We start from the raw sequence: 23,760 nt of genomic DNA on the forward strand, positions 1-23,760 counted from the left end.
GGTTGGGATATTCTGGTTTTTGCGAACGATTAAGACAAAAAGTTTCTTCATTAATCGCTTAGGCCTGTTTTTGCTTTTGATATTGAAACCAGAAAAAGCCCGGGAAAACTAAAGATTTTAATTTCCAGTCATTTTTGGCTTTGAAGCTCAAACTTGTATCCTTATGTATAGTGCGATACATTTTACCGGCTAATAAGCAATGGCCTATCAGTAGTACAAAGACTATCGCATAAATGATGAGTTCGCTCATTTTTCATGAAAACTAGGAATACCCCAAGTTGCAACCTTTACGGCCTGATTCAATTTTTTCATCCAAAAGATTACCACTTTTTAACCTTCCTGAATCTTATTGTTTTTGCAAAATCAAAGCTGCCCAGTTGTCCTTGGACGATTTTTTCTGAAGATTCAAGCCTAGCGGCGAGGCAACTTCGATCAGGTCCTCAACATCTTCGGTGTAAAAACCACTCAAAAGAAGAAATCTTTCCGGAACCAAAAGCCCTGAATAAATTTCAAGCTCGTCCAAGAGGACATTTTTATTTATGTTGGCAAGGATAATATCAAAAGGCCCGATTGGATTTACTTCACGAATCGTACCCAAGCCCATTCGAGTACTGAGCCCATTCAAGTCAAAGTTTTCATTTCCATTGTCCACACACCAATCGTCTATGTCAAAAGCTTCCACTTGCCTCGCACCAAGTAGTTGAGCCATAATGGCAAGAATTCCTGTACCTGAACCTACATCCAAGACTCTTTTTCCATTGTGATCCAATTCTCCCTGATGCCGAAGCATCTGATAAGTCGTGGCATGATGTCCCGTACCAAATGACATTTTGGGATTGATCACGATCTCATGCTTGAAACCAGGTTTGGATTCATGAAATGATGCCCTTACGTAGACTAAATCTTCTACTTCTATTGGATCATAGTTTTTCTCCCATTCTTCGTTCCAGTTGACTTTGGGCATGAGACCCTCGGTCAGAGAGATTTGACCAGCTTCTTGATACTCGGAGATTACACCGTTGAATTTTTCCCGATCAAACTCCGATTCAAGAATATAGGCGTCTATTCCATCCTCATTTTCGAGAAAAGAATCAAAGCCTATTTCAGCCAATTCAGCAATAAGGATTTCCTGAAATTCTTCCAGGCACTTAATCTTAAACTCCAGGTAATCCATGTATTGATTAGAATGATTTGATGATGTCCAAGAAATCTCTGGACTTGAGGGAAGCCCCGCCGATCAATCCTCCATCCACATCTGCTTTGGAGAATAGTTCTTTGGCATTGCCAGGATTTGCGCTTCCTCCATAAAGAATGGAGATACTGTCGGCCAAGTCTCTTCCATATTTGGAAGAAATGTGTCTTCTCAGCGCAGCATGCATTTCCTGTGCCTGATCAGCGGTAGCAGTTTTGCCTGTTCCGATAGCCCAGATTGGTTCGTAGGCGATGACCACTTTTGCCATCTCCTCAGGACTTAGGTCAAACAGACTTGCAGTCAATTGAAATTTCACATTGGATTCGTGAGTTTCTGCCATCCGTATTTCAAGGGATTCACCACAGCAAAAAATCGGTGTCAATCCATTTGCTAATGCCTGTTTTACCTTTGCGGCAAGCAACTCATTATCCTCTTTGAAATACTCTCTGCGCTCTGAATGGCCCAAAATCACGTATTCTACGCCGAAGGAAGCCAGGATTTTAGCTGAAACTTCACCTGTAAACGCTCCTGATTCCTTATTGGAACAATTTTGAGAACCTAAAGCAATCCCCGGCGTGTCTCCGATTAATTTTTTGACGGGAAAAATATGTGGAAAAGGAGGGTTCAGGACAGCAATGACATCTGTCACTGCTTCATCTTTGAACATGTTTACAATTTCGGAGGTGAGCTTTTGACCTTCATCTAAGGTCATGTTCATCTTCCAGTTGCCGGCAACGATTTTCTTTCGCATAATAGGTTTAAAATTTTAAGTGGTTTGAAAAAAAGAATACGGTGGGGTAATTTGGTCTAAAATTAACAAAAATGTCCGGTTGGGGAGAAAATTACCCAAATCAAGCTCCAAAAAAGTATTGGTCACTCGATGAGGCTAAGGGAAAACTTGAAACTTACTGCGCTTATCAGGAGCGCAGTCAGTGGGAAGTGCGCCGCAAACTTAACGAAAAAGGAATAAAAGGGGATGCTGCCGAGGAACTTATTGCCGAAATGATTTCTTCGGATTTTTTAAATGAAGAGCGATATGCCAGAGCTTTTGCCCGAGGCAAATTCCGAATCAAGCATTGGGGCAAAGCTAAAATCACCCGAGAACTGAAAATGCGGGAAATCAGTCCTCGCTGTATTCAGTATGGACTTTCGGAAATTGATCCCGAGGAATATTACGATGCCCTTTTGACTCAGGCAGAAAAAAAGTGGGAAAAGACTATTGAAAAAGATGCTTTCAAAAAACGATACAAGGTAGTTCAATATCTAATGAGTCGAGGATTTGAGCAGGATTTGGCGCAGGAAGCGGTTTCCAGTTTGCAGTGATCAGTGGTCAGTTTGAAGTCGCAGTGATCAGTTTTCAGTCGCAGTTGCAGTGGGGTCGATAGCCTGCCCGGCTTGATTCTTGTTTCTTGCGTCTCTTGATTGGTTGTAATGGTTGTCGGGTTGTCATGGTTGTAGGCTGCTAAACTTTGGGCAATAGTCTCCAATCCTGTGTCTTGTTTCTTAACTGGTTGTAATAGTTGTCGTTGTTGTCGGGTTGTCATGGTTGGAGGCGACTAAACTTTGGGCAATAGTCTCCAATCCTGTGTCTTGTTTCTTAACTGGTTGTAATAGTTGTCGTTGTTGTCGGGTTGTCATGGTTGTAGGCTGCTAAACTTTGGGCAATAGTCTCCAATCCTGTGTCTTGTTTCTTGCTTCTGAATATGTCCGGTGTCGGTTGACCGAGGAGGGAAGCTAGGAAGTTAGAAGGTCCTTTTGAGCAGTTTCGTTAGTTGTGAAGAAACTGTTCAATTAACCATGTAAGAACTAAACACCCAGTATTTGTTAAACCTCCAACATTCCAAAACTGTCAACTGCGACTGCCTACTGACCACTCACCTTTAACCACTTACCATTCACAAATTCACCACTACTTTTCCATTCTGAAAACTGATCACTGATTACTGACCACTAATTCCGTCATAATCTTTGCGGACAATAACGACAGCGGAATTCCTCCTCCAGGGTGAACCGATCCACCGCAGAAATACAGGTTTTTGATATCGGAAGAAAAATTGGCGTGGCGGAGAAATGCTGCAAACTTATTATTGGAGCTATTGCCATAGAGGGCACCTTGGGCTGAAGATGTTTTGGATTCGATGGTCCTTGGATCAAGGATTTCTTCTACTTCGATCAAGGGTTCCAAATCGGTTTTTAGAATTCGGTTGATTTTCAAGATGATGTTTTTTCTTGCCTCAGCGATCATGCTGTCCCAGTCTTGACCCTGATTGTTTGGCACATTGATCATCGTAAACCAATTCATGCAGTCAGCAGGGGCATCGTCTGATTTATAGACTGAAGTGATATTAATGTATACAGTCGGGTCTGAATAGATCGTTCCTTTTTTGAAGATGTGATCAAACTCGGTTTTATAGTCCTCGCTGAAAAGGATATTATGTAGATCAAGCTCAGGAAAATTCTGGGTAATTCCCCAATAAAAAATCAGTGCAGAACTCGACTTTGGTTGATTTAATAAAAGCTTGGGCTGCTTTTGCTTTTTCAATATGGTCTTATAGGCATTGACCATATCCATATTATTAACTACAAAGTCAGCGCGGACTTTTTGACCTTGGACAATCACACCCACTGCTCTTCCGTTTTCAACCACAATCTCTTCCACCGGGGAATTGAAGTGGTATTTCACTCCAAGGGAATTTGCCAGTTTGTACAAACTCATGGTGATGTCATGCATTCCTTTTTTTGGAAAAAATGCACCGATATTGAACTCGAGGTGAGGAATGATATTTAGCGTAGCTGGAGTTTCATAGGGATTGGAGCCGTTATATGTTGCATATCGATTGAAAAGCTGCACCAATTTGGGATTATTAAACTGCCGCTCGTTGGATTTATTCATCGTGGAAAAGATTCCTAGCTTCCCCATTTTCAGATAGGATTTGAGCGCTTGGGGATTAGTCCAAGTTCCAAACTTGTGCAATGATCGGTGCATAAAGAGCGGCGCCAAGTGATCATAGATAAATGCGGATCGCATAAGTGATTCACGAATATGTCCAGCAGGTTCGCCCAACTTAGTCTCCACCTCATCCGAAAATCGATTGATATCAGACCAGGCTTTGAGCTTCTTTCCATCTTCCCAGAAATAATGACAGGCAACATCCAACTTTAGATACTCGAAGTGATCATCAGGATTTTGACCAGCTAGTTTGAAAAGCTCCTCCACTTGCTCCGGCAAAGTGAACAATGATGGTCCGGCATCAAAGCGATATCCATTGATCACCAACTCGGAAAGTTTACCGCCTGGATAGGAATTAGCCTCGAAAACTTCGACTTGATAACCTTTACATGCCAAGCGGATTGACGCTGCTATACCTGCTATTCCGGAACCGATGATGAGGGCTTTTTCTTCCATTTGGTCAATGATACCTTAATTAACTGGCGATTAATTACATGAGTTTGAATTTATTTTTAAAAATTTTTTCCTCTTTTTTTCTTCCGCTTTATGGGGATAAACTGCAACTTTTAGTGGTACCGGATTTACTGGTACAAGAACTGTTCAAGTTCAGAAATTAATTGAAGGAGAAGTATTGAGTACTATCATGCGGCTATTTCGTATTCCATACCGCAAAAAAACTGGAAATGCTCATGCCAGATAAGTGTGATCAAAGTAATACAAGCCAAGAAAGGGAATAACTCATAGCCAAAACGCTTCACCTGTTCGAAGCTGCTTGGTGGTGAGGTGGAAATCAGGAGCAGTGTGATTGCCAATGCAAAAATCGCATCGCTGAAATTCTCTAATCGACCCGGTTCTTTTCCACGCAATCGGAAATCTGTAGAAGTAATTTCTTTGGATAAGGCCTGTCGAATCATATGCATTCAGGTTGGATGTGTCTTGCTTACAGGGATTTGATTTTTAAATACCTGAAAAAATTGCAGAAGCCCAAGTGTACCTATAGTAATTCTATTCTTTTCCTTCGCATTAAATAATACACCGCCGGGTCCAAGGTCTGTGTCCCCACAGACCTTAACCATTTACATTCCCTTGCGCTGGCAATATAAAGCGGAGCGTATATCCTTTTGACCTTGAACCTTTGAGGAATGGAAAGCTATATGGCCCTATGTTTCTATGTTGTAAAAAAAACCAGGAGTTACTTAACGCCTCTGGTAAAATTCCTTTCCATGCCTTCGCGTCCTTCGTGGCAAAAAAACAAAGCTTTAGCTTTCTCCGTGCACTCAGAAAGGATTGTAAAAAATGTGAGGCTGGTGGTACAAAACACGCCCATGATGGATTTCACCTAATTTCTCAGTGCACTCTGTGGTTAAAAAATCTTCCCTTAAAAACCGGTAATGCCCCAAGTCAAAAACCAAAAAAAGTCCGACTCTAATGAATCGGACTTTTAACTTAAAACCTTATTAGAATATTAATATCCTGGGTTCTGCGTCAATGGTGCAGATACGTTGGTTTGAATTTCCACCAATGGGATAGGCCAGATAAATAGATTGCTGGCATATGGAAGCGAGTGATCCGTTGGAATCGTCCCAGTTCCTGTGTAGAAGGCAATTCCGGTGATAGATCTGGAAGTAGCTTTTGGAGGAATTCCTGCCATTCTACCCTCTCCTGACAATCTGTGAATGTTAGGGAATCTTCTACCTTCTGCAAGGAATTCGATTCTGGTCTCATTGATGATCGCGTCGATCAAGGCATCTGTATTTGCAAAGCTAGCTGCAGTGTATGCTGGAACTGTGGCTGGCAATGCTCTGCTTCTTACAGAGTTCAACAAAGTAATTGAAGCAGCTGTGTTGCCCAATCTTGCATTCGCCTCAGCTGCTGCAAGGACAACCTCAGAGAATCTCATGATAATAGACTTGTCAGAGAACGTAGTATTATCGATGTATTTGTTAGTAAACATTCCAAGTGGTCCTTGACTCACCAATCCATCTGCTGTACCTCTGATGCTTCTTCTTGTATCTTCCGGATGCCAGAAAGATGCTCTCCAAATCAATGGACTGATTTTTACAAGACCTCTAGCACCTAGATTTGGATTGCCATACATGTTGGCCAATGCTCCGTTTACTCCCGGATTGGAGTTCTGAGTGTTCTCAAAAGAGAAAATGTTGTCACTTGTAATTCCACCACTTCTGAATGGGGCCAATGGATTGGCAGTTACGGAGTATTTTCCTACCAACTTATTATATTCGGTTAATACACCTGCCCAATCTTTCATGTGCAATTTAACTCTTGCTTTCAAACCTATGGCAGCTCCTTTTTGTGCTCTGAATGGATTGGTACTTGAGTTTAACAAACCTTCAGCCTCATCTAAGTCTGCCAAAAGTTGTGTATAAACCTGCTGTACTGTTCCTCTTCCCACTGCTTCACCCGGTCCAACTTTAGACACGTCATTGATAGCAAATGTACGGTAAGGAATCCCCATCGCCGATGGATCATCAGAATATGGTCTTGAGAAATAAAGCACCAATTCATGATGTGCAAGGGCTCTAAGATAAAGCGCCTCTCCCATAAATTGATTCATCACCTCAGTAGTTATCGCGCCGCTAGTCTGTGCAATTGGAAGATTCTCGATCACAATATTAGCACGGTTGATCATTCTGTAAAGAGAGATCCACTGTCCGTTATTATTTGCTGTCTGAGGGTTCTGACCATTGATATAGGTGATTTCATAGAACAACTGATCGTTGTACATGTCTTCACCTCTCATATCACCTTGCTGAGTAGATGCTGCTCCGAATGGATATCCACGCTGAACTGCTCCAAGATAGAATCCACGTTGCGCAGATTCATAGATACCCAACACTGCTGCATTCACTCTGTTACCATCGGCAAATGCCTCTGCATCAGGGATAATGTTAGCAGGCTGCAGGTCAGTCACTTCGCAGGAGGAAGTGATTCCTACCATCGCCAAAGCGACAAACGCTGTCTTTATTTTATTTTTTAGTATTGATTTCATTTTTTGTTCGATTTTAGGTGGTTTGATTAGAATCCAACATTAAGACCCACAGACCAAGTTCTGATGATTGGAGCTACGTTCCAGTCAATACCAAAGCTCAACTGACCACTAAACTGATTAGATTCAGGATCAATTCCGGAATACTTAGTAAATATCAATGGATTCTGAACCTGTGCGAAGAATCTGGCTGATCTGATTGCACCACTGAAGGCACTGTTCAAGGTAGCTGCTGGTATTCTGTATCCCACAGTCATGTTTTGAACTCTTACGAAATCACCCTTTTCTATGAATCGGTCGTTAGCAGCAGAAGTCTGCCAAGTATTGGCGTCACGTCCAGCATAAAGTCTTGGAACATTAGTCACCTGACCGCTTTCAGTCCATCTACCCAAGATTTCTCTGTGGTTGTTGGAGAAACCTAGACCCATTAGACCTCTTAAAGATTCGTTCATGATGTAGTTTCCACCAGAATATCTGATGAAAATTTCTGCATCAAAATTTCCGAAAGTGAAGTTGTTTGACCAACCACCCTGATACTTAGGCAGTGTATTTCCTAAGAAGAATTGAGTAGGAGCAGTACCAGGAGTAGTCGTTACGGCTGGATTAGCCGGATCAAAGGCTCTCCAAGTGGCAGCACCAACTAGTTGAACGATGTTCTCGCCTGAGAAATACATCGCATTCCCATTTGCTGGGTTTACACCAGCCCACTTAAATCCGTAAAGTTGAGCGATTGGACCACCTACTTCGGTTCTGTTGTAAGTACCCGTCAACGGCTGAACCAGGTTGGTTACTTCGTTTTTGATAAAAGTAAAATTGAAGTCGGTATTCCAAGAGAATCTGCCTCGGTTGATGACATTTGAAACAGCACGAAATTCAACACCTTCGTTATACATCGCACCCACGTTCTGGCTGATGTTGTTCCCTGGTATACCTAATGAAGGAGCGGTTGGCGCATTCAATACGATTCCATCTACGTTGTTTTTGAAGTAATCAGCAGAGATCGTCACTTTACCGATCGTCATATCCAAACCAACGTTGAATTTCTTGGAAGTTTCCCACTGCAAGGCTACGTTAGCCACATTGGAATAACCGATTCCTGCACCTGCAGCTGCTTGTACTGGACCGAAACCACCTGCATAAGGGAATGAACCGCCTGGTAAGCTTACGTTTCCAACTTCAGCATAGGATGCTCTTACTTTAAAGTCAGAAATCAATTCTGAGTTAAAGAATCCTTCGTCAGATACTCTCCATCCGATAGATCCACCTGGGAAAGTACCTCTTCTGTTTTCCTTAGCCAATTGTGAAATACCGTCATTTCTTACTGCGAATGACAATAGGTATTTCCCTTTGTAGCTGTAGTTGAATCTTGCAAAATAAGAATCAAAACCCTGCTCTTGGAATCCACCACCAGAGAACTGATTGTTATAAGAGTTAGAGATCAAGTTTCTCAATCTGAAGAACTCATCAGAAAAATCTGTACCTGAGGCTGAGAAGTTGTAGAAATTGGTATACTGGTATTCTACACCGGCAGTTACATTGATATTATGATCATCAGCCAATACAGTCTGATAGTTCAAGGTGTTCTGCCAGTTCCATCTCAAAGCCGGGTTGAAAGCCATGGTTACTGAACCATTTGCACTTCTTCCATCACCATGTCTCGGATTTAGCGTAGTGAAATCATCTGCCATTGTCAAATCGATACCGATCTGAGTTCTTGCAGTCAATCCAGTCACGATATCCACCTCTGCGAAAGCATTGCCCAACAATCTGTGGTTTCTGCCTCTGTAGAAGTTGTTTTCTAAAATGTAAGCGATGTTCGGGATATTGTTGTCAGGACCGGCAAGGTTAGCACCAAAGCCAGTAGTTGCGCCATTTGCTGTGATATTGTACCCTTGGAATGCCGTATTTGCAGGATCAAAAATCGGAACGTTTGGCAATGAACGGGTTGCATTATAAATGGCTCCGGATAAAGAGTTTGCTCCATTATTTAAACCTGTGATTTCAGTGTAAGCATAAGACATGCTCGTACCGATCCTCACTTTCTTGGAGATTGCATGATCAATGTTTGCTCTGAAAGCATATCGCTTCAAATCATTGGTTTTAACCACAGACTCCTGGTCAGTGAAGCCCAAAGAGAAGAAGTATTTAGTAGCCTCAGATCCACCACTGATTGAAAGGTTATGCTGTTGAGTTGTTCCTCTTCTTAGTACAGCATTTTGCCAATCCGTGTTAACTCCTGGGTTTGCAAGAGCAGAAGCATTTACGTTTGCTCTTTTTTCGTTTGCAATTGGTACCCATTCATCACCAGTCAACAGGTCAAACTGTGCTACAGCCTCATTAATACCTGCACTGACGCTATAGTTTACTTGAGCTTTTCCAGTTTGACCTCTTTTAGTAGTAATCAGGATTACACCGTTTGCCGCTCTGGAACCGTAGATAGCCGTAGCTGATCCATCCTTCAATACTTCGTAAGACTGGATATCAGCTGGGTTGATGTTTGCCAGTGGGTTAGAAGCTACTGCGCCTGATCGGTCAGAATCTACTACTGGTACACCATCTATTACGATCAATGGATCTGCTCCACCCGAAAGGGAGTTTACACCTCTGATTCGGATGATTGGTCTAGCACCCAAGATACCACTTGGTACAGTGACAGATACACCCGCTGCTCTACCTGCTAGTTGCGTATCGAAAGAAGGTGCTACAAGATTCTCTATTGACTCATTACTGATAGAGGCCACAGATCCTGTGATATCTCTTCTTTCCTGAGTACCGTAACCCGTTACTACCACTTCATTCAAAACTTTAACATCTGTAGCCATGCTTACATTGATTACAGAGTTTGAGCCAATTGGCATTTCCTTAGTCAGGTAACCAACAAAGCTAAATACCAAAGTATTTGCGTTTTGTGGGACAGAGATCGAATATGATCCATCCAAGTCGGTAATGGTTCCTTGAGTGGTGCCTTTGACCACCACGCTGGCTCCTGGTATACCTTCAGGCTCTTCGGCCGAAGTCACCCTACCAGTGATCGTTTTGGATTGCGCAAGTACCGACACGATAGTCAGAAAACTCAGGGCAAAACCTAATAAAACTTTCTTCATAGGTAATTGATTTAGTTGATTTAACATTCAGAGAGCTAATATGAGGCCTTGGGTGCCATGTAAACAAATCTTAAAAAGCACCTAATGGATTGAATAAACAGTATTATATTTTGCAAATCGGCAATAAATAAAAATAAATTCGAATCAAAAATGGATTTACTTCATAAATCCGAATAAAGTAACATTTATTTATATTAATAGGGTATAAAATTTTATGTTATTATAAAACCCTTTATTAAAATTTTGCATATTGGTATTGTACAATTAAAAAAATCAATCTTTTAAAGATAACAATTAATTAATATTTAGATAATATTTTGTATTTTTATTAAACTCATAATTAAATTCTGAATAAGTTCTATGCTAGTTGATTGAATTCAAAATCTTCCTAACCATTTTGAAAAATTATCAAAATTTTCTGCAAGTTGTTTTTTTGTAAAAAATTTTCAACTTTTTCATGTAAATCAAGCAAAAAATTGAATTCTTCGCCTGTTAACGCTTTCCAAAGGCTATTCTTTTATCTAGCGTCCATTTTTGATCCATACGCTTTAGCACTACTAAATCATCAACAAAGAACTCTGCGAAGAAACTATTTTCTTTAACCAAATCGTAAACTTCAGCAAACTGATTTGGCTTTAGATCTTTAAATGCCACTGTAAGATGTGGGTGATAATTTCTGTCACTTAACTCATCGATCAGGTTCAGTTCTTTTTTACAAAATGTCTTCAATGAAGATTGAAGCAGTTCTAATTCAGGCGTTTTTTCGATCTTCAAAAAAATTACCCGATTTCCAAATGTCCCCACTCCCTGAATCTTGACTAAAAATCGATCTTGCCCTTTCAAAAAATCACTAAGCTTTTTCTCAAGAATCATTTCCTTAGCCTCATTATAGCTGAAAGGCATCTTTAGCGTAATGTGAGGTGGGGATTTTAATGCATATTTGATCCCAAACTCATCACGAATCAGTAACTTGATATTATGTGCTTTTTCCAAAATATCAGCCGGTGGTACTAATGCCAAAAAGTATTTTCTCATGATTTTCATCTTTGCAAATTAACCTTGAAAACCATCACATATCATCATTTAAAAAAATCTGTTCGATTTTCTGATTCAATATTTTAACTTAAGCCTAAATAAACCAAACATTATCAAAACGAGCCATCCTGAAGCAGTCATACATGACGAGTAAGCCACACATTGGCATAATAATTAGACATGTGAATCGAGCCCAGGCAGAAATGACCTTTAAAATCAAATTTATAATCCTATGAAATTCTTTTCCAGAGCCATGATTGGTCTTGATCTCACCGAGATGGATGACATTCTGATCAAAAAAACGGCAGTTTTTGCAAAATTTTTAGGAATCGAAAAATGCTATTTCGTGCATGTGGCCAAAAACTTGGAAATCCCCAATGATATCCTCGAGAAATTCCCCAACCTAATCACCCCAACGGATGAATCCATCGAATTGATTATTAATAATAAACTAAAGGAGTACAATTTTCCTGAGGAATTAGAATCAGAAGTCCTAGTCGATGAAGGAAGCCATCCTTTGGATACATTTTTACGATGGGCAAAAATCAAAAATGTGGATCTTGTCATCATGGGCAGAAAAGACACCATGCCCGGACATGGAGTCTTGGCCGATGGAGTTGCTAAAAAAGCGCCTTGCTCGATCCTCTTGGTTCAGGAAAAACGACCTATCAAATTCCCCAAGAAAATATTGATAGCAACTGATTTCTCCGCACATAATCACATCATCTATGAATTTGCCGAACAAGTTGCGGATACACTCGGCGCTGAACTTGTCCCCCTTCACTTATATGAGGTGCCCAATGGCTATTCAAAAACCGGTAAGTCCTTCGAGGAGTTTTCCGAGATTATGAAAGAAAATGCCAAAGCAGATTTCAAGAAATTTGTCAGCAAGCATAATTACCCGGATTTGGAATGTGAAACACTACTCAATGAAGGCAAAAATCCGGGAAATCTGATTTTAGAATTCGCCAAAAAGGTCGATGCTGATTTGATTTTGCTGGGTTCGAGAGGCAGAACTACTTCTGCGGCAATATTGCTTGGAAGTACAGCTGAAAAGTTAATTCATGCCAATAAATATCTTCCGATGCTGATTTTCAAGAAAAAAGGGGAAACCATGGGGTTCTTTGATGCGCTACTTAAGATTTAACCGGTTTTCTGAAATAAAAACAGGCTTGATCTCCTTTGCCCTCCTGATTGTACTGGAGGGCTTTTTCTTTTAGGGATTGTCTTTCTTTTATCGTCAGAAAAGCACTTCCTTTCTCTTCGTCCAAAATCTTTCCTCTTCGATACAGCTCTGTGGCCCAGAATTGAAAGTCAGAAGAGTCAAACTCAATTTCATCCAGTAAAAATCCTACCTGCTCAGCTTTCATTTTGAGCCCCTTCACCGTTGGGATTATTAAATGTCGCGGTGCATCAAGTTGTACCCAAAGCTCTCTGCTTTCTTTCCAAACCTCAGCATCTGCTACAGGACATCGAATAAGCAATTTTCCACCGGGATTAAGTTTTTCAAAACAAACTTTTAAAACAGCATGGGGGTCATCCATATGCTCAAATGCGTGATGCATCATGATAATATCGAAGGTATCTGCCGAATCTTCAATCCTCCCTTTCCATAATTTCACTCCAGGAGCAATCTGAATATCTTTTTCAATAAAGGGATCGAAACCCTGCAGATCGGAATATCCGCTGGCATAAAGTTCATAGAGCAGTTGTCCATTTCCGCAACCGACATCAGCTATTCGAGCCGAAAAACCAGGTTGGAGTTTTCTAAGCCAATAACCGTACATCGGAGCCTGAAATGTCAATCCCAACTTAAGATATGCACGAATCCGAAGACCTTTAAGCGCTCTAGTTAGAAAATTAGATTTGTTCAATTCCAAAAAGGAATAGTAACCGGCAGGGTAGTAACTGGACAAATCATCAGGAACAGTCACAAGTTGTAAAGAACCACAGGACAGGCATTCTGAGTAGGTAAATTCTCCTCCCAAACCCAACATACGCTCTTTAGCTTTGAAAAAATTTTGATCTGAGCTACCACAAAACTTACATTTTGTGGAGTGACTAATAGGCATTTTCCCTGTTGAAAAGTAATTCATGAATCGTCTTCACCATGATGCCCATGTCGAGAAAAAACGACCAATTGTTGATATAAAAATAATCTAACCTCACTCGAGATCTGATTTGATGTGTATTTTCGATTTCACCCCGGTATCCTTTTACCTGCGCAAGTCCGGTAATTCCTGGCCGGATTTTATGTCTGGAATTATATCTTTCAATCTGCATTTTGAAAGTCTCATTCATGGGAATCGTATGAGGGCGAGGGCCCACGATTGACATGTCTCCTGTCAGGACATTGAGAAATTGAGGCATTTCATCCAAAGATGAGTTTCGGAGGAATGATCCTATTCTTGTAACTCGAGGATCATTTTTGGTGGCTTGCTTTGAATCCGCATAATCGTTGGGAGTCATCGATCGGAACTTCAGGCAATTAAACACCTTATTATTTACTCCATTTCGCTTTTGGATAAAAAAGACAGGACCTCTAGATTCCAACTTGATCAAAATCCCAACCAAAGGGATCAACCAAGAAAGAATGAATAGGGTGACAAGACTGGCGAAAATAATATCAAAGGCGCGTTTCGCGAGATTGTTTATTGGATTATCGAGAGGAATGTCATTGACATTGATCACGAAGAAATCTCCGTATTTGGAGAAGGATAGGTTTTTTTCCAATTGTAAGCTTCCCCCGGGAATCATCTTCACCTTGATGTAGTTCTCATCCGCAAAATTAATCACGCGCTTTACAAGCACAGGATCCAATTGCTCATGAATGTAAATCAGATCCAAATCTAAATTGGGAGCTTGGCCAAAAAACTCATTAATCCCTCCTCGCGTCTGACTGCAATCAGCCTGATCGTCAAAATATCCCAGAAAATTTATTCCAAAATCTTTCCTGATTCTAAAAACATCTGCAAGTCTAGGGCTTGTACCCCCTTTACCCACTATTACTGCATTGCTGTAATTATTCCCTTTGGCCCGATATTGTCTTAAAAACATGTGAACCAGCACACGGAAACTTCCCATCAAAAATACCATCGTAATTCCCAAGCCGGTAATTTGAATCCATCTGAAATTTCCATTCTGCAGAGGAGTCCAAAGAATGGAAGTGACGGCCAAAAACCACAAAAGAGTAGCGAGAAGATTTCTCAGGGTATGATCATATTCGTCTGTACGTCCGATCTTATAATCTTTTCGAAGCGATGAAATAAGCAACCAAAGCATCGAAAGCGGAAGAAAAGCTGCAAATCCTGCTCCCCCAAATACGCCTGACAATTGAAGTAAAATATTAGCTATCAGCAAGGAAAATAAGGAAGCCAAAAAGTCAATGGCAGTAAATAGCCATGGAAAATAGGTATCGAATCTTCTCTTCATAAAAATTATAACAAACTAGATTTGTCTGGCAAAAGCAAAAACCAGACAAGAATTAGGGTTAAGCTTAAAATTTCTCGCCTTAAATTTAAGAAAGAAATTCTGTCAGCTGATTACTTTTGAATTTATTTGTGTTTCCTAAATGACGTTTACCTTTCTATGACTTTTATTAACGATCTGTTTGCATCATCAGATCACCCAAAATCCCTTGGTGCCAAATTTCGGGCCAACCGGCTTCGAAAATTTGAAAAACTCTTTTTCAGAAACTTCAATCCCGAAAAGCCAATTTTAATTTTGGATGTGGGTGGAACGGATTATTTCTGGAAAAAAAGCCAAATCCCTAATATTCCGGGAGTACGAATCACGCTTTTGAATCTTCGGCTTGAAAAAACAACTCACCCTCATATCAATTCAGTAATTGGTGATGCGACGGACATGACGGAATTCACGGATAAACAATTCGACTTAGTATTTTCAAATTCAGTCATTGAGCACTTATATACCTTTGGAAATCAGCGAAAAATGGCAAATGAAATCCAGCGTGTAGGAAGAAAATATTTCATTCAGACTCCAAATAAATATTTTCCTGTGGAAGCACATTACGCCCTTCCCTTTGCTCAATACCTTCCCAAAAGTCTGCTCTTCATGCTATTGACTAAGACGAAATTGAGCAGATTCAAACGATGGAAACCTCAGGATGCACAGCAATACCTGAACGAAATCAGATTACTAAATGCAGCGGAAATGAAAAGGCTTTTCCCAGCCTCAAAGTTATTGAAGGAGACAATCCTGGGATTGACTAAATCTCTGACTGCACACAATTTCCGCTAATCCGCAAACTGGAGACGGACCAAGTTGGCATAGAATCCTTCTTCATCGGCAAGCAAATCTTTGTGGCTGCCTTGCTCCACGATTTTGCCTTCACTTAGCGCATAGATACGATCCACCTTTCTTATCGTGGCCAGACGATGCGCTATGATTAGCGTGGTTCGGCCTTTCATCAATTCGTCGAGAGCTTGCTGCACCAAGGATTCAGATTCAGCATCGAGCGAGGAAGTGGCTTCGTCCAAAATCAAAATAGCGGGATCCTTTAGAATTGCCCGTGCAATGGCCACTCGCTGTCGCTGACCTCCAGAAAGCTTGACACCTCGCTCACCCACGAGCGTTTCGAGTCCTTCCGGGAATTGAGATATAAACTGCCAGGCATTGGCTTTTTTGGCTGCTTCGATAATTTCGTCCTCGGTAGCACCAGGTTTCGCATAAGCAATATTTTCACTAATGGATCCTCCAAAAAGCAAGACTTCCTGAGGAACTGTGCCGATTTTACTTCTCAATACCTTGAGGTCCCAATCTCTCACGTCCCTACCATCGATTCGAATTACCCCCTTATCGGTTTCATAAAAGCGTAAAAGCAGCTGGATAATCGTGGACTTACCCGCCCCAGAATGCCCCGCCAAAGCTACTTTTTCACCGGATTGAATCTCAAACGAAACGTTTTTCAACACCTGGACTTCGGGACGTGTAGGGTATTGAAACCCAACATTCGAAAATTCAATTTTTCCTTCAAATTTGTCTGAACTGGCCCCTGATTCAGATTCAGGTTCTTCATCCATGATCTCCAAAACCCGCTCCGAGCTACCGATGGCTTTTTGAAGCTGACTGTAAATATCTCCTAAACCAGCAATCGACCCACCAATGAAAGTGGTGTAAAGAACAAATGAAACCAACTCGCCCACACTCATTTGGCCTTCTGCAACTAAGCTGGCACCGTACCACATCACGGCCACGATCCCGCCAAAAAGGGCGAAAATAATAAATGAGATAAAGGCACCACGATATTTTGCTGTAGTCAAGGCAACGCCGACTACTGAATTGAGTCCTTTTCCATAGCGGGCGGACTCGTAGGCTTCACCCACAAAAGACTTCACGGTGCTAATGGACTGCAAAGTTTCCTCCACGATGACATTGGCAGCAGCTAGTTCGTCCTGAGTTTTCTTGGATAATTTTCTGATGAAGCGACCAAAAACCATCGCTATCAAAATCAAAACAGGGAAAGTCCCCAGCATAAAAACGGTCAGTTTGGGAGTATTGAAAAACAAAAACCCAATACCGGCTACCAATGTAATGACCTGACGGAACAGCTCAGCCAAGGTTGTTGAAAAAGTATCCTGTAATTGACTGACATCGGCTGTGATTCTACTGATCAGCTCTCCCGTGCGTCTTTTGTCAAAGAAAGTCATCGGAAGCCGCACTAACCTACTGTAAAGTTGCAGTCGGATATCCCGCATGGACCGTTCGGAAACTAGGGCAAAAAGCCAAACTCTAAAAAAAGAGAAAATGCTCTGCACAGCCAAAATCCCTATCAAGATCAAAGCAATGGAGTTGACATCATTGACGATCCAAGTCGATCCTTGCGCGGTGTCGATCAGCTTGCCTGCTACAAAGGGAAATGTCAATAAAGTCAATGATGAAAAAAGCAGAAAGATTAATCCCGAAATAAATGCCAGTTTATAAGGCATTAAAAACCGAAAAATACCTCCCAGTTTACTTAGATTCTGCTTATTTAATTTTCGTTTCTCCTCGGGCTCCAGCGCAGTTCCTCGTTTTTTGGCCATTCTAATATGTGGTTTTCAGTCGCAAAAGTAGCGTTTTAGCCAGAGAAATGACAGAAAAAAAGCATGCCTCCTGAGGCTATTCTTCAGTTAACATTTTTGCGAGTTGCTCACCCAAAGCAGCGGAGTGCTTAAATCCGTGACCCGAGCAGGCTGACACGATCATGACATTTGGCATCCCATCCAAAGGTTCAATGACAAAACGGGCATCTTTGGTCACAGTGTAGAAACAAACTACAGATTGGACAACATTTGGCTTCAGTCCCAAAATTTTTCCATTCACTTTTTCTTTCCAAAACAAGTCCTGCTCTTCTGCACTTACGATTCGGTTTAAAAAATCGGGATGCTCATCGTCAATAAAAGACTCCGAGCCAATTTTGACAGTTTTACCATCTAAGGAAGGAAAGCCATATATGAAATCCTCAGGATTTGCACCAAATCCCCACATCCAAACAGGATATTTTGTCCAATCAATGGCTCCATTTTCAATTTCCAGCCAGTGAAGAACTTGTCGACAGATTTGAAACCTTGGCTTTTCCGAATCAGGTAAAAAATCCTTGATCCAACCTCCAGCGCTAATCAACACCTTTTTGGCCAGTATTTCCCCCTTTTCGTTGCGTATCAAAACATCTTTTCCGGATTTTGAGAGCTCCTCCACTGGTGAGTTAAACCAGAGCTCCGCTCCATTTTTTCCAGCCAATTCAAGTTGCGTTTGGATTGCGAGCTCAGGACGAAGATATCCAGCATCAAACTCCAAATAAGCGTGTCCCGTCGGTTCAAGATTGAACGCTGGAAATCGAGCTCTGAAAGAATTAGAATCCAGGATTTCATGTTTGACTTCTTGACTTTTTGCAAAAGAAACAGTCCGCTGCCAAAACCCCTCCGAACCATGCTTACCCCAAGGCTGCATTCCGGAGTCCAACAAAACCCCGGAAGTAGTGGTCATGATTTGAACGCCAGTTTCTGCTTCGATTTCCTTCCAAATTTGATGCGATCGTTTAGCTAAAGCCACATAATCCTCTCCTTCACCGACTGCCAAGCGAGTAATCCGGCTTTCTCCATGACTGGATCCCATGGTATGTGGTGGCTCAAACCGATCAATTCCAAGGACTCTTTTTCCACTTTTACTCAATTTGAAAAGCGTAGCACTCCCCACAGCACCGAGGCCGATGACTACTATGTCGTATTTGGGGTAGATTTCTTTTGACATGAGTACAAGATAGGCTAGTAAACAAAAAAGAGGCTGTCTCATAACTGATGTTTGTCACATTGAGCGAAGTCGAAATGCCACTCTATTCGTTGCAAATGGCCTTCGACTCCGCTCAGGCTGACATAATCAAGCCTTCTGAGACAGCCTCCGCATGTTAATTTTTTCCCATCTGCGCATCTATCAGCTCTCGCTTTAATTTTCGCTCACGCTCCAAGGTGTTTTTCCGATGCTGCTCAAACTCTTCCTGAACATCCATCAGATCTTTTTCTGCCTTTGAGATTTTACTTGAGCTTCGGAAATATTGGACAGCAAAAAACGCTAAAGCCACGGCCAAAACCGTAACCAAAACCCACATCATGGTGGAGTATGCTGACTTTTGAATTCCTATCCCTAGGAAACTGAAATTGTCACGATCTGCAATCGCTTGATTTTTCTCGGCAATTTCAGCAGAAAGCTGGTTTTTCGAGGTTATTACAGTGTCATTCAGGGACGACAATTGAATTTTTAATTCTGAAACCTCTTTGGTTCTTGTTCGAATAGAATCCAAGACATTGGCTTTGAGCTGTTCAAGGTGGGATTTTTTAACCACCTCATATTCCTGAACATTATTTGAAACCCGATAGATGTAATCAAATTGGCTAATGATATTCCCCGAGCGGAGGGAGTTTTGAGTGGCGGTGGAATCTTGGGCAAAAGCGATAGAAATTCCGGAAAAAACGAAAAGTAAATTCAGGATTAGAGATTTGATCATCTTAAGGGGGAAATTAAGGATGAATAAAATTTTTTAGAATTTAACAAGAAATATGCCTTAGATCAAAAAAGCGCAATATTCTTGAGCTAAAGTTTAACAACTTATTGGCAACCTGTTAATTTTAGATTTTTTCAAACACCGAAATGAATACGAATTCACTTAAATTATGAAGTTTATCCAATCCTTTATTTTGTTGTTTTTGATTTCCAATTCCGTTTGGTCCTTTCAGGTTTCAAATTCGAATCAAGCATTTGAATTGGGTATGCTAGCTTTTGAAAATCAAAGATGGACGGAAGCTCAATCCTTTTTTGACCAATGGATTCAAACCCATCCGACTGATCAGGAAGCCCTATGGCTAAGAGGTCAAGCCTTTCAAAATCAAAGGAATTTTGATCGGGCTTTGAGTGATTTTAGCAGTTTGCTGACCTTAAATCCAGGTTATGCAGAGGCGTTATTTGAAAGAGGAAGGGTTCGATATCAATTGCAACAATACGAGGAAGCGATGTCGGATTTTGAAAGTTTTCTCAAAACCCCTCCTGGAGAAACCACTAGAATTCTTTTCAAAATAGCTCCGGGTGACAATGCCGTCTCCAGTGTCACTACGGCGCAGACAGCTAGTGAGGAAGATGCATATTACCACCTTGGCCTCTGCAGTATCGAGTTGGAAGAATATGATTTTGCATTACTCTATTTGGACGAAGCGATCCTTCTCAATCCAAGCATGGCAGATTTCCATGCCGAAAAAGGACGTGCATTAGCCCGATTAGGTGATAATGTGCCCGCAATTGAGTCCTTTGAGATTGCGCTGCAACTTGATCCTGATCATCTGCCAGCTAAACAAGGCTTGGCTTTGGTAAAAACTGGTGGAGATGCTATTTTCCAAGAACAACTCAATCAGGTAATCGCAGATTCGGAAGGCAATTCACAGACTTACAAGCAGCGTGGCTTTTATCGAATGAATCACCAAGACATAAGTGGAGCAATTGAAGACTTTTCGATTGCTATTTCGATGGACCCTGAGGACTCGGAATCCTATTTTTATAGAGGAAAAATTTACTATCGTCAGAAAAACTGGGGAAAAGCTGAAGCTGATTTTTCTGATGCGATAGCCATCGAACCTGAAAACCCTGATTACTATCTTGCAAGAGGGCAATCGCGCTATGTCAGCGAAAATCTCGAGGCAGCAGTGGCTGATTTTACAATTGTAATTTCTCTTGACCCTGAATTTGCCTCCGGATTTTATCACAGAGGGATTACCTATCAGCGGATGGGAAAGCTGTCTGATGCTTGCCCGGACCTTCTCGAAGCAAAAAATCTCGGAATGGATGAAGCCGGAAAAGCTCGGGAAAAGGTCTGCAAATAGTTACAATTCACGGACAGTATCCACTTGGGAAGCAATAATCGCCGGTCTCCAAGAAGCCAATAGCGTAATGGAAATGACAGCAGCACTGATCCAAATGAGGTCAGTCCAAACCATTCGTACCGGATATGCATCAATCACCGCTGAAGAAATCCCTAAGGAAACCAATCCAAAAGTATCTTGGGCTACTACAAGCAGATAACCCAAAACAAGGCCGATTACAGCTCCGCTAAATGCAATCAACGCTCCTTGCTTGAGGAAGATTTCACGAATCAATCGGTCTCTTGCACCCATTGCTTTCAGGACGGCAATATCTTTTTTCTTCTCGATCGCTAGCATGCTGAGCGAAAAGAAAATATTGAAGGAGGCAATAGCTAAAATAAAAGTCAGCGTGAGAAATACGAAAAGCTTTTCGAGCTTGACAGTCCGGATTATTCCTGCATGCTGCTCGTCTGCATTTTTGACCAAAAACTCAGGACCCAGGAAGCTTTTTAAGGACTTTTGAACATCATTTACTTTGTATCCATCCTTAACCTTAATTTCAAGGGAAGTCCGTTTTTCGCCATAATTCAGCAGGTCACGGGTAAAATGTAAGGGGGCAATCACGTATCCGTCATCAAACTGCTGATCAATGCTGAAGAATCCACGGGGCTCTAGCAGTGCCGATGCATATAGCTGGCTTGGATCAATACTGGCCGCAGATCTGGGTGCTTTCGGATAGAAGACTTTTACTATCGAATTGACCTCCTCTAAATTTACAGAAAGGAAAAACCCGACACCTCGGCCCAATATTGCTCCAGGTCTAATATCCGTTCCCAATGAGGTATCTCCCCAATAATATCCTTTCGAGAATCTTCCCTGATCCAAAAAATTAGCTGACACTCCCTTAATTTTGGCAACAATCTGATTGCCGTCATGCTCGAATAGCGCATTATCCTCGATCACTTCGGTCAAGGTTGAAACACCTTCGATCTTTTCGATTTCACTGAGCCACTCTTTAGGTGCGAGAAAACTTTTTCCAGAGCTGGGTTCTATCTTCAGTTCTGCATCAAAACTCGCAAACAATCCACGGATCAAATCCTCCAATCCATTAAAGACCGACATCACCACGACCAATGCAATCGTACCTACGGCTACGCCTACCATAGAAATGATTGACAAGACTGTGATGAAATTTCGCTTCTTCTTACTTCGAAAATAGCGTCCGGCTATAAATGAACTGAAATTCAAGGCAATTACGATTAATCTTCGTCTTCTTCATTCTCTTCCTCCGGAGGTGCTGGAGGAATATTTAGATCAGATATTACCTTATCCATGTACTGGGCATAGGTAGCCGAATCGTCCGGAAAAAATGCGATTTCAGGAATGACCCGAACGGACTTCCCGATTCTTTTGGAAAGATGATGACGGATTTCTTTCTTGTGATCATTGATCAGTTCGTAGGCGGCCTTTGGGTCGGCTAAGAGAAAACTTACATAAACCTTTGCAAAACCCAGATCGGGACTGACCATGACACGGGTAATGGTGACCATGGCTTTTCCAATAAGGTGTTTTGCTTCCTTCTGAAATATATCACCAAGCTCTTTTTGTATGAGCTTCGAGTATTTTTGTTGTCTTTTGCTTTCCATGTGAAGTATTTGTGGAACAAATTTAGCGAAATACTTGGGCAAGCTTTAATTTCGACCCAATCCTAACAACTCTACACCAAAACCTTGTTAAGTTTTTTCAAAGTAAACGACCCATTTAGACTAATTGGAGTAGCTATCTACCTGATTTTGCTTGCAATCCTGATGCTTGGATTTTTTTCATTTCCAATTACTCAACCAAGGCTTCTCTGGATGGTTTTGGGTGAACGATTGAGTGATGGCTATTTTATCTATCAAGATATCATTGATGATACAGGGCCCCTTTCCGCCGGATTTTTTGCTATTGTCTACTTCGTTTTTGGAAGAAGTGAGTGGGCTTATGAACTCATCGGAAGATTATTGGTCCTTGTACAAGTGATTTATTGGAATTCAGTTTTGATTCGCTATAGGGTTTTTGAAGAAAATACCTACTTGCCAGCAATCATTATGACTGCCCTCTTCCATCTTTCATTTGATATGATTGGACTGTCACCGGCTTTGTTGGGAAGTACATTTCTTGTTCTAGCAATCGGACAGCTATTTTCTCAGACCGTTCTTCAGAAAGAGACGAGCGAATCCACCTTATTGATTGGAATTTATGGTGGAATAGCGACGGGGTTTCATTTGAATTTTGGGATTTTCCTCCCCTTTATGATATTTACAGGAATTGCGATCAGCGGCTTTTCCTTTCGTCAGCTATTTTTATCCCTGATTGGATTTTTCTTGCCTCTACTTTTGATTTTGGTGTTTTTCTTTTGGAATGATGGGCTCAAGGAAACCTTGCAAATCTTTCCCCTAATTTTCACTTACGAAAAATATAATTATCAATCACTAATAACTTGGGCAATTTTGGGAGCCTTTCCTGTTTTGATTGCTTTAGTTGGGTATTTCTATAGCGCAGTCCTAAGAGGAGCTACGATTAATCAGCAAAAGCAGCGTCAAATAATGATCCTGTGGTTGATAATTTCTCTGGGTGGCTTATTTCTGAATAAAAGACAAGCAACCTACCATCTTTTAATTTTCATCCCGGGATTGACTTATTTGATTACCCAGTTTTTTCTAAATATCGGCAGAGGCTTGATTGGAAAATTAGCATTTTTGATTCTCCTTTTCGGACTTCCAGCATTGGGATGGTGGTATAATCAAGTGCTATTGACTACCTCTTCAACTTATTTTGTAGAAAGATCAAAGGAATATATAGGTCAATCAGGCGAAAAAATCATGGTCCTATCCTCAGATTCCAGTCCTTTTCTTGATAATTCGCTTGGTGGCCCATTTTTGAACTTCAATCTGACCAAGGCCTACGTGGATTCTGAAAAATCACTGGAACAAAAAGCTAAAATTTTCCAAAATCTTACCATTCAGAAACCTCAGGTAGTAGTAGACCCTGCTGGGATATTCAAAAATCTTCTGGAGGAACTCCCCGCGCTCAAAAATCTATATACTGAAACTCAGCCAGGAATTTTTCGGTTGAAATAAAAGTTT

The 23,760-nt window shown here is 41.2% G+C and carries 19 protein-coding genes; 5 read left to right on the forward strand and 14 right to left on the reverse strand.

Annotated features, from left to right (window positions below; translation table 11 throughout):
- Nucleotides 1-346 precede the first annotated feature (346 nt).
- Together prmA and tpiA are read right to left on the reverse strand one after the other, a co-directional pair.
- Entirely contained in the window at nucleotides 347-1,174 is an 828-nt protein-coding gene (gene prmA, locus ACK4HU_RS02900; RefSeq protein WP_409803343.1) for a 50S ribosomal protein L11 methyltransferase, read from the reverse strand.
- A gap of 7 nt (nucleotides 1,175-1,181) precedes the next feature.
- Nucleotides 1,182-1,943, reverse strand: a complete 762-nt coding sequence (tpiA, locus tag ACK4HU_RS02905) for a triose-phosphate isomerase (RefSeq protein WP_409803344.1) — start codon at nucleotides 1,941-1,943, stop codon at nucleotides 1,182-1,184.
- 71 nt (nucleotides 1,944-2,014) lie between these two features.
- Here tpiA and ACK4HU_RS02910 point away from each other — a divergent pair, with 71 nt between their 5' ends.
- Entirely contained in the window at nucleotides 2,015-2,515 is a 501-nt protein-coding gene (locus tag ACK4HU_RS02910) for a regulatory protein RecX (RefSeq protein ID WP_409803345.1), read from the forward strand.
- 610 nt (nucleotides 2,516-3,125) lie between these two features.
- Here ACK4HU_RS02910 and crtD read toward each other — a convergent pair.
- The 5 genes from crtD to ACK4HU_RS02935 all read right to left on the reverse strand — a co-directional run bounded on the left by crtD (nucleotide 3,126) and on the right by ACK4HU_RS02935 (nucleotide 11,288).
- Nucleotides 3,126-4,598, reverse strand: coding sequence for a 1-hydroxycarotenoid 3,4-desaturase CrtD (gene crtD, locus ACK4HU_RS02915; RefSeq protein ID WP_409803346.1), 1,473 nt, complete (start codon nucleotides 4,596-4,598; stop codon nucleotides 3,126-3,128).
- A 185-nt stretch (nucleotides 4,599-4,783) separates the two neighbouring features.
- Complete coding sequence (locus ACK4HU_RS02920; protein WP_409803347.1) at nucleotides 4,784-5,056, reverse strand: TMEM175 family protein; 273 nt, start codon at nucleotides 5,054-5,056, stop codon at nucleotides 4,784-4,786.
- 551 nt (nucleotides 5,057-5,607) lie between these two features.
- Nucleotides 5,608-7,152, reverse strand: coding sequence for a RagB/SusD family nutrient uptake outer membrane protein (locus ACK4HU_RS02925; protein WP_409803348.1), 1,545 nt, complete (start codon nucleotides 7,150-7,152; stop codon nucleotides 5,608-5,610).
- Between the two features lie 26 nt (nucleotides 7,153-7,178).
- Complete coding sequence (locus tag ACK4HU_RS02930) at nucleotides 7,179-10,253, reverse strand: SusC/RagA family TonB-linked outer membrane protein (protein ID WP_409803349.1); 3,075 nt, start codon at nucleotides 10,251-10,253, stop codon at nucleotides 7,179-7,181.
- Between the two features lie 492 nt (nucleotides 10,254-10,745).
- A complete protein-coding gene (locus tag ACK4HU_RS02935; protein ID WP_409803350.1) occupies nucleotides 10,746-11,288 on the reverse strand; it encodes a 2'-5' RNA ligase family protein in 543 nt (180 codons plus the stop codon).
- A gap of 232 nt (nucleotides 11,289-11,520) precedes the next feature.
- Here ACK4HU_RS02935 and ACK4HU_RS02940 point away from each other — a divergent pair, with 232 nt between their 5' ends.
- Nucleotides 11,521-12,435, forward strand: coding sequence for a universal stress protein (locus ACK4HU_RS02940; RefSeq protein ID WP_409803351.1), 915 nt, complete (start codon nucleotides 11,521-11,523; stop codon nucleotides 12,433-12,435).
- Here ACK4HU_RS02940 and ACK4HU_RS02945 read toward each other — a convergent pair.
- Together ACK4HU_RS02945 and ACK4HU_RS02950 are read right to left on the reverse strand one after the other, a co-directional pair.
- Complete coding sequence (locus ACK4HU_RS02945; protein WP_409803352.1) at nucleotides 12,425-13,384, reverse strand: class I SAM-dependent methyltransferase; 960 nt, start codon at nucleotides 13,382-13,384, stop codon at nucleotides 12,425-12,427. The genes ACK4HU_RS02940 and ACK4HU_RS02945 overlap by 11 nt on opposite strands.
- On the reverse strand, nucleotides 13,350-14,720 hold the full coding sequence (locus tag ACK4HU_RS02950; RefSeq protein ID WP_409803353.1) for an exopolysaccharide biosynthesis polyprenyl glycosylphosphotransferase: 1,371 nt from the start codon (nucleotides 14,718-14,720) through the stop codon (nucleotides 13,350-13,352). Before ACK4HU_RS02950 ends, ACK4HU_RS02945 begins: the two co-directional genes overlap by 35 nt.
- Before the next feature lie 156 nt (nucleotides 14,721-14,876).
- On the opposite strand from ACK4HU_RS02950, the gene ACK4HU_RS02955 reads away from it, so the two are divergent.
- Entirely contained in the window at nucleotides 14,877-15,548 is a 672-nt protein-coding gene (locus ACK4HU_RS02955; protein ID WP_409803354.1) for a methyltransferase domain-containing protein, read from the forward strand.
- On the opposite strand, the gene ACK4HU_RS02960 is transcribed toward ACK4HU_RS02955, so the two are convergent.
- From ACK4HU_RS02960 to ACK4HU_RS02970, 3 genes are all read right to left on the reverse strand, one after another.
- Nucleotides 15,545-17,332: an ABC transporter ATP-binding protein gene (locus tag ACK4HU_RS02960; RefSeq protein ID WP_409803355.1), complete on the reverse strand. Its 1,788-nt coding sequence runs from the start codon at nucleotides 17,330-17,332 to the stop codon at nucleotides 15,545-15,547. The two genes, ACK4HU_RS02955 and ACK4HU_RS02960, sit on opposite strands and share 4 nt — an antisense overlap.
- Before the next feature lie 76 nt (nucleotides 17,333-17,408).
- Complete coding sequence (gene solA, locus ACK4HU_RS02965; RefSeq protein WP_409803356.1) at nucleotides 17,409-18,581, reverse strand: N-methyl-L-tryptophan oxidase; 1,173 nt, start codon at nucleotides 18,579-18,581, stop codon at nucleotides 17,409-17,411.
- Nucleotides 18,582-18,693: 112 nt separating this feature from the next.
- Nucleotides 18,694-19,290: a hypothetical protein gene (locus tag ACK4HU_RS02970; protein WP_409803357.1), complete on the reverse strand. Its 597-nt coding sequence runs from the start codon at nucleotides 19,288-19,290 to the stop codon at nucleotides 18,694-18,696.
- A 166-nt stretch (nucleotides 19,291-19,456) separates the two neighbouring features.
- Between ACK4HU_RS02970 and ACK4HU_RS02975 the strand changes: the two genes are divergently transcribed.
- Entirely contained in the window at nucleotides 19,457-20,653 is a 1,197-nt protein-coding gene (locus ACK4HU_RS02975) for a tetratricopeptide repeat protein (RefSeq protein ID WP_409803358.1), read from the forward strand.
- Here ACK4HU_RS02975 and ACK4HU_RS02980 read toward each other — a convergent pair whose 3' ends face one another.
- Nucleotides 20,654-21,880, reverse strand: coding sequence for an FtsX-like permease family protein (locus ACK4HU_RS02980; RefSeq protein WP_409803359.1), 1,227 nt, complete (start codon nucleotides 21,878-21,880; stop codon nucleotides 20,654-20,656).
- A gap of 11 nt (nucleotides 21,881-21,891) precedes the next feature.
- Complete coding sequence (rbfA, locus tag ACK4HU_RS02985; protein ID WP_409803360.1) at nucleotides 21,892-22,278, reverse strand: 30S ribosome-binding factor RbfA; 387 nt, start codon at nucleotides 22,276-22,278, stop codon at nucleotides 21,892-21,894.
- An 84-nt stretch (nucleotides 22,279-22,362) separates the two neighbouring features.
- Between rbfA and ACK4HU_RS02990 the strand changes: the two genes are divergently transcribed.
- Nucleotides 22,363-23,754, forward strand: coding sequence for a hypothetical protein (locus ACK4HU_RS02990; RefSeq protein WP_409803361.1), 1,392 nt, complete (start codon nucleotides 22,363-22,365; stop codon nucleotides 23,752-23,754).
- Nucleotides 23,755-23,760 lie beyond the last annotated feature (6 nt).

The organism is Algoriphagus sp. (assembly GCF_046296635.1).
GTDB lineage: Bacteria > Bacteroidota > Bacteroidia > Cytophagales > Cyclobacteriaceae > Algoriphagus.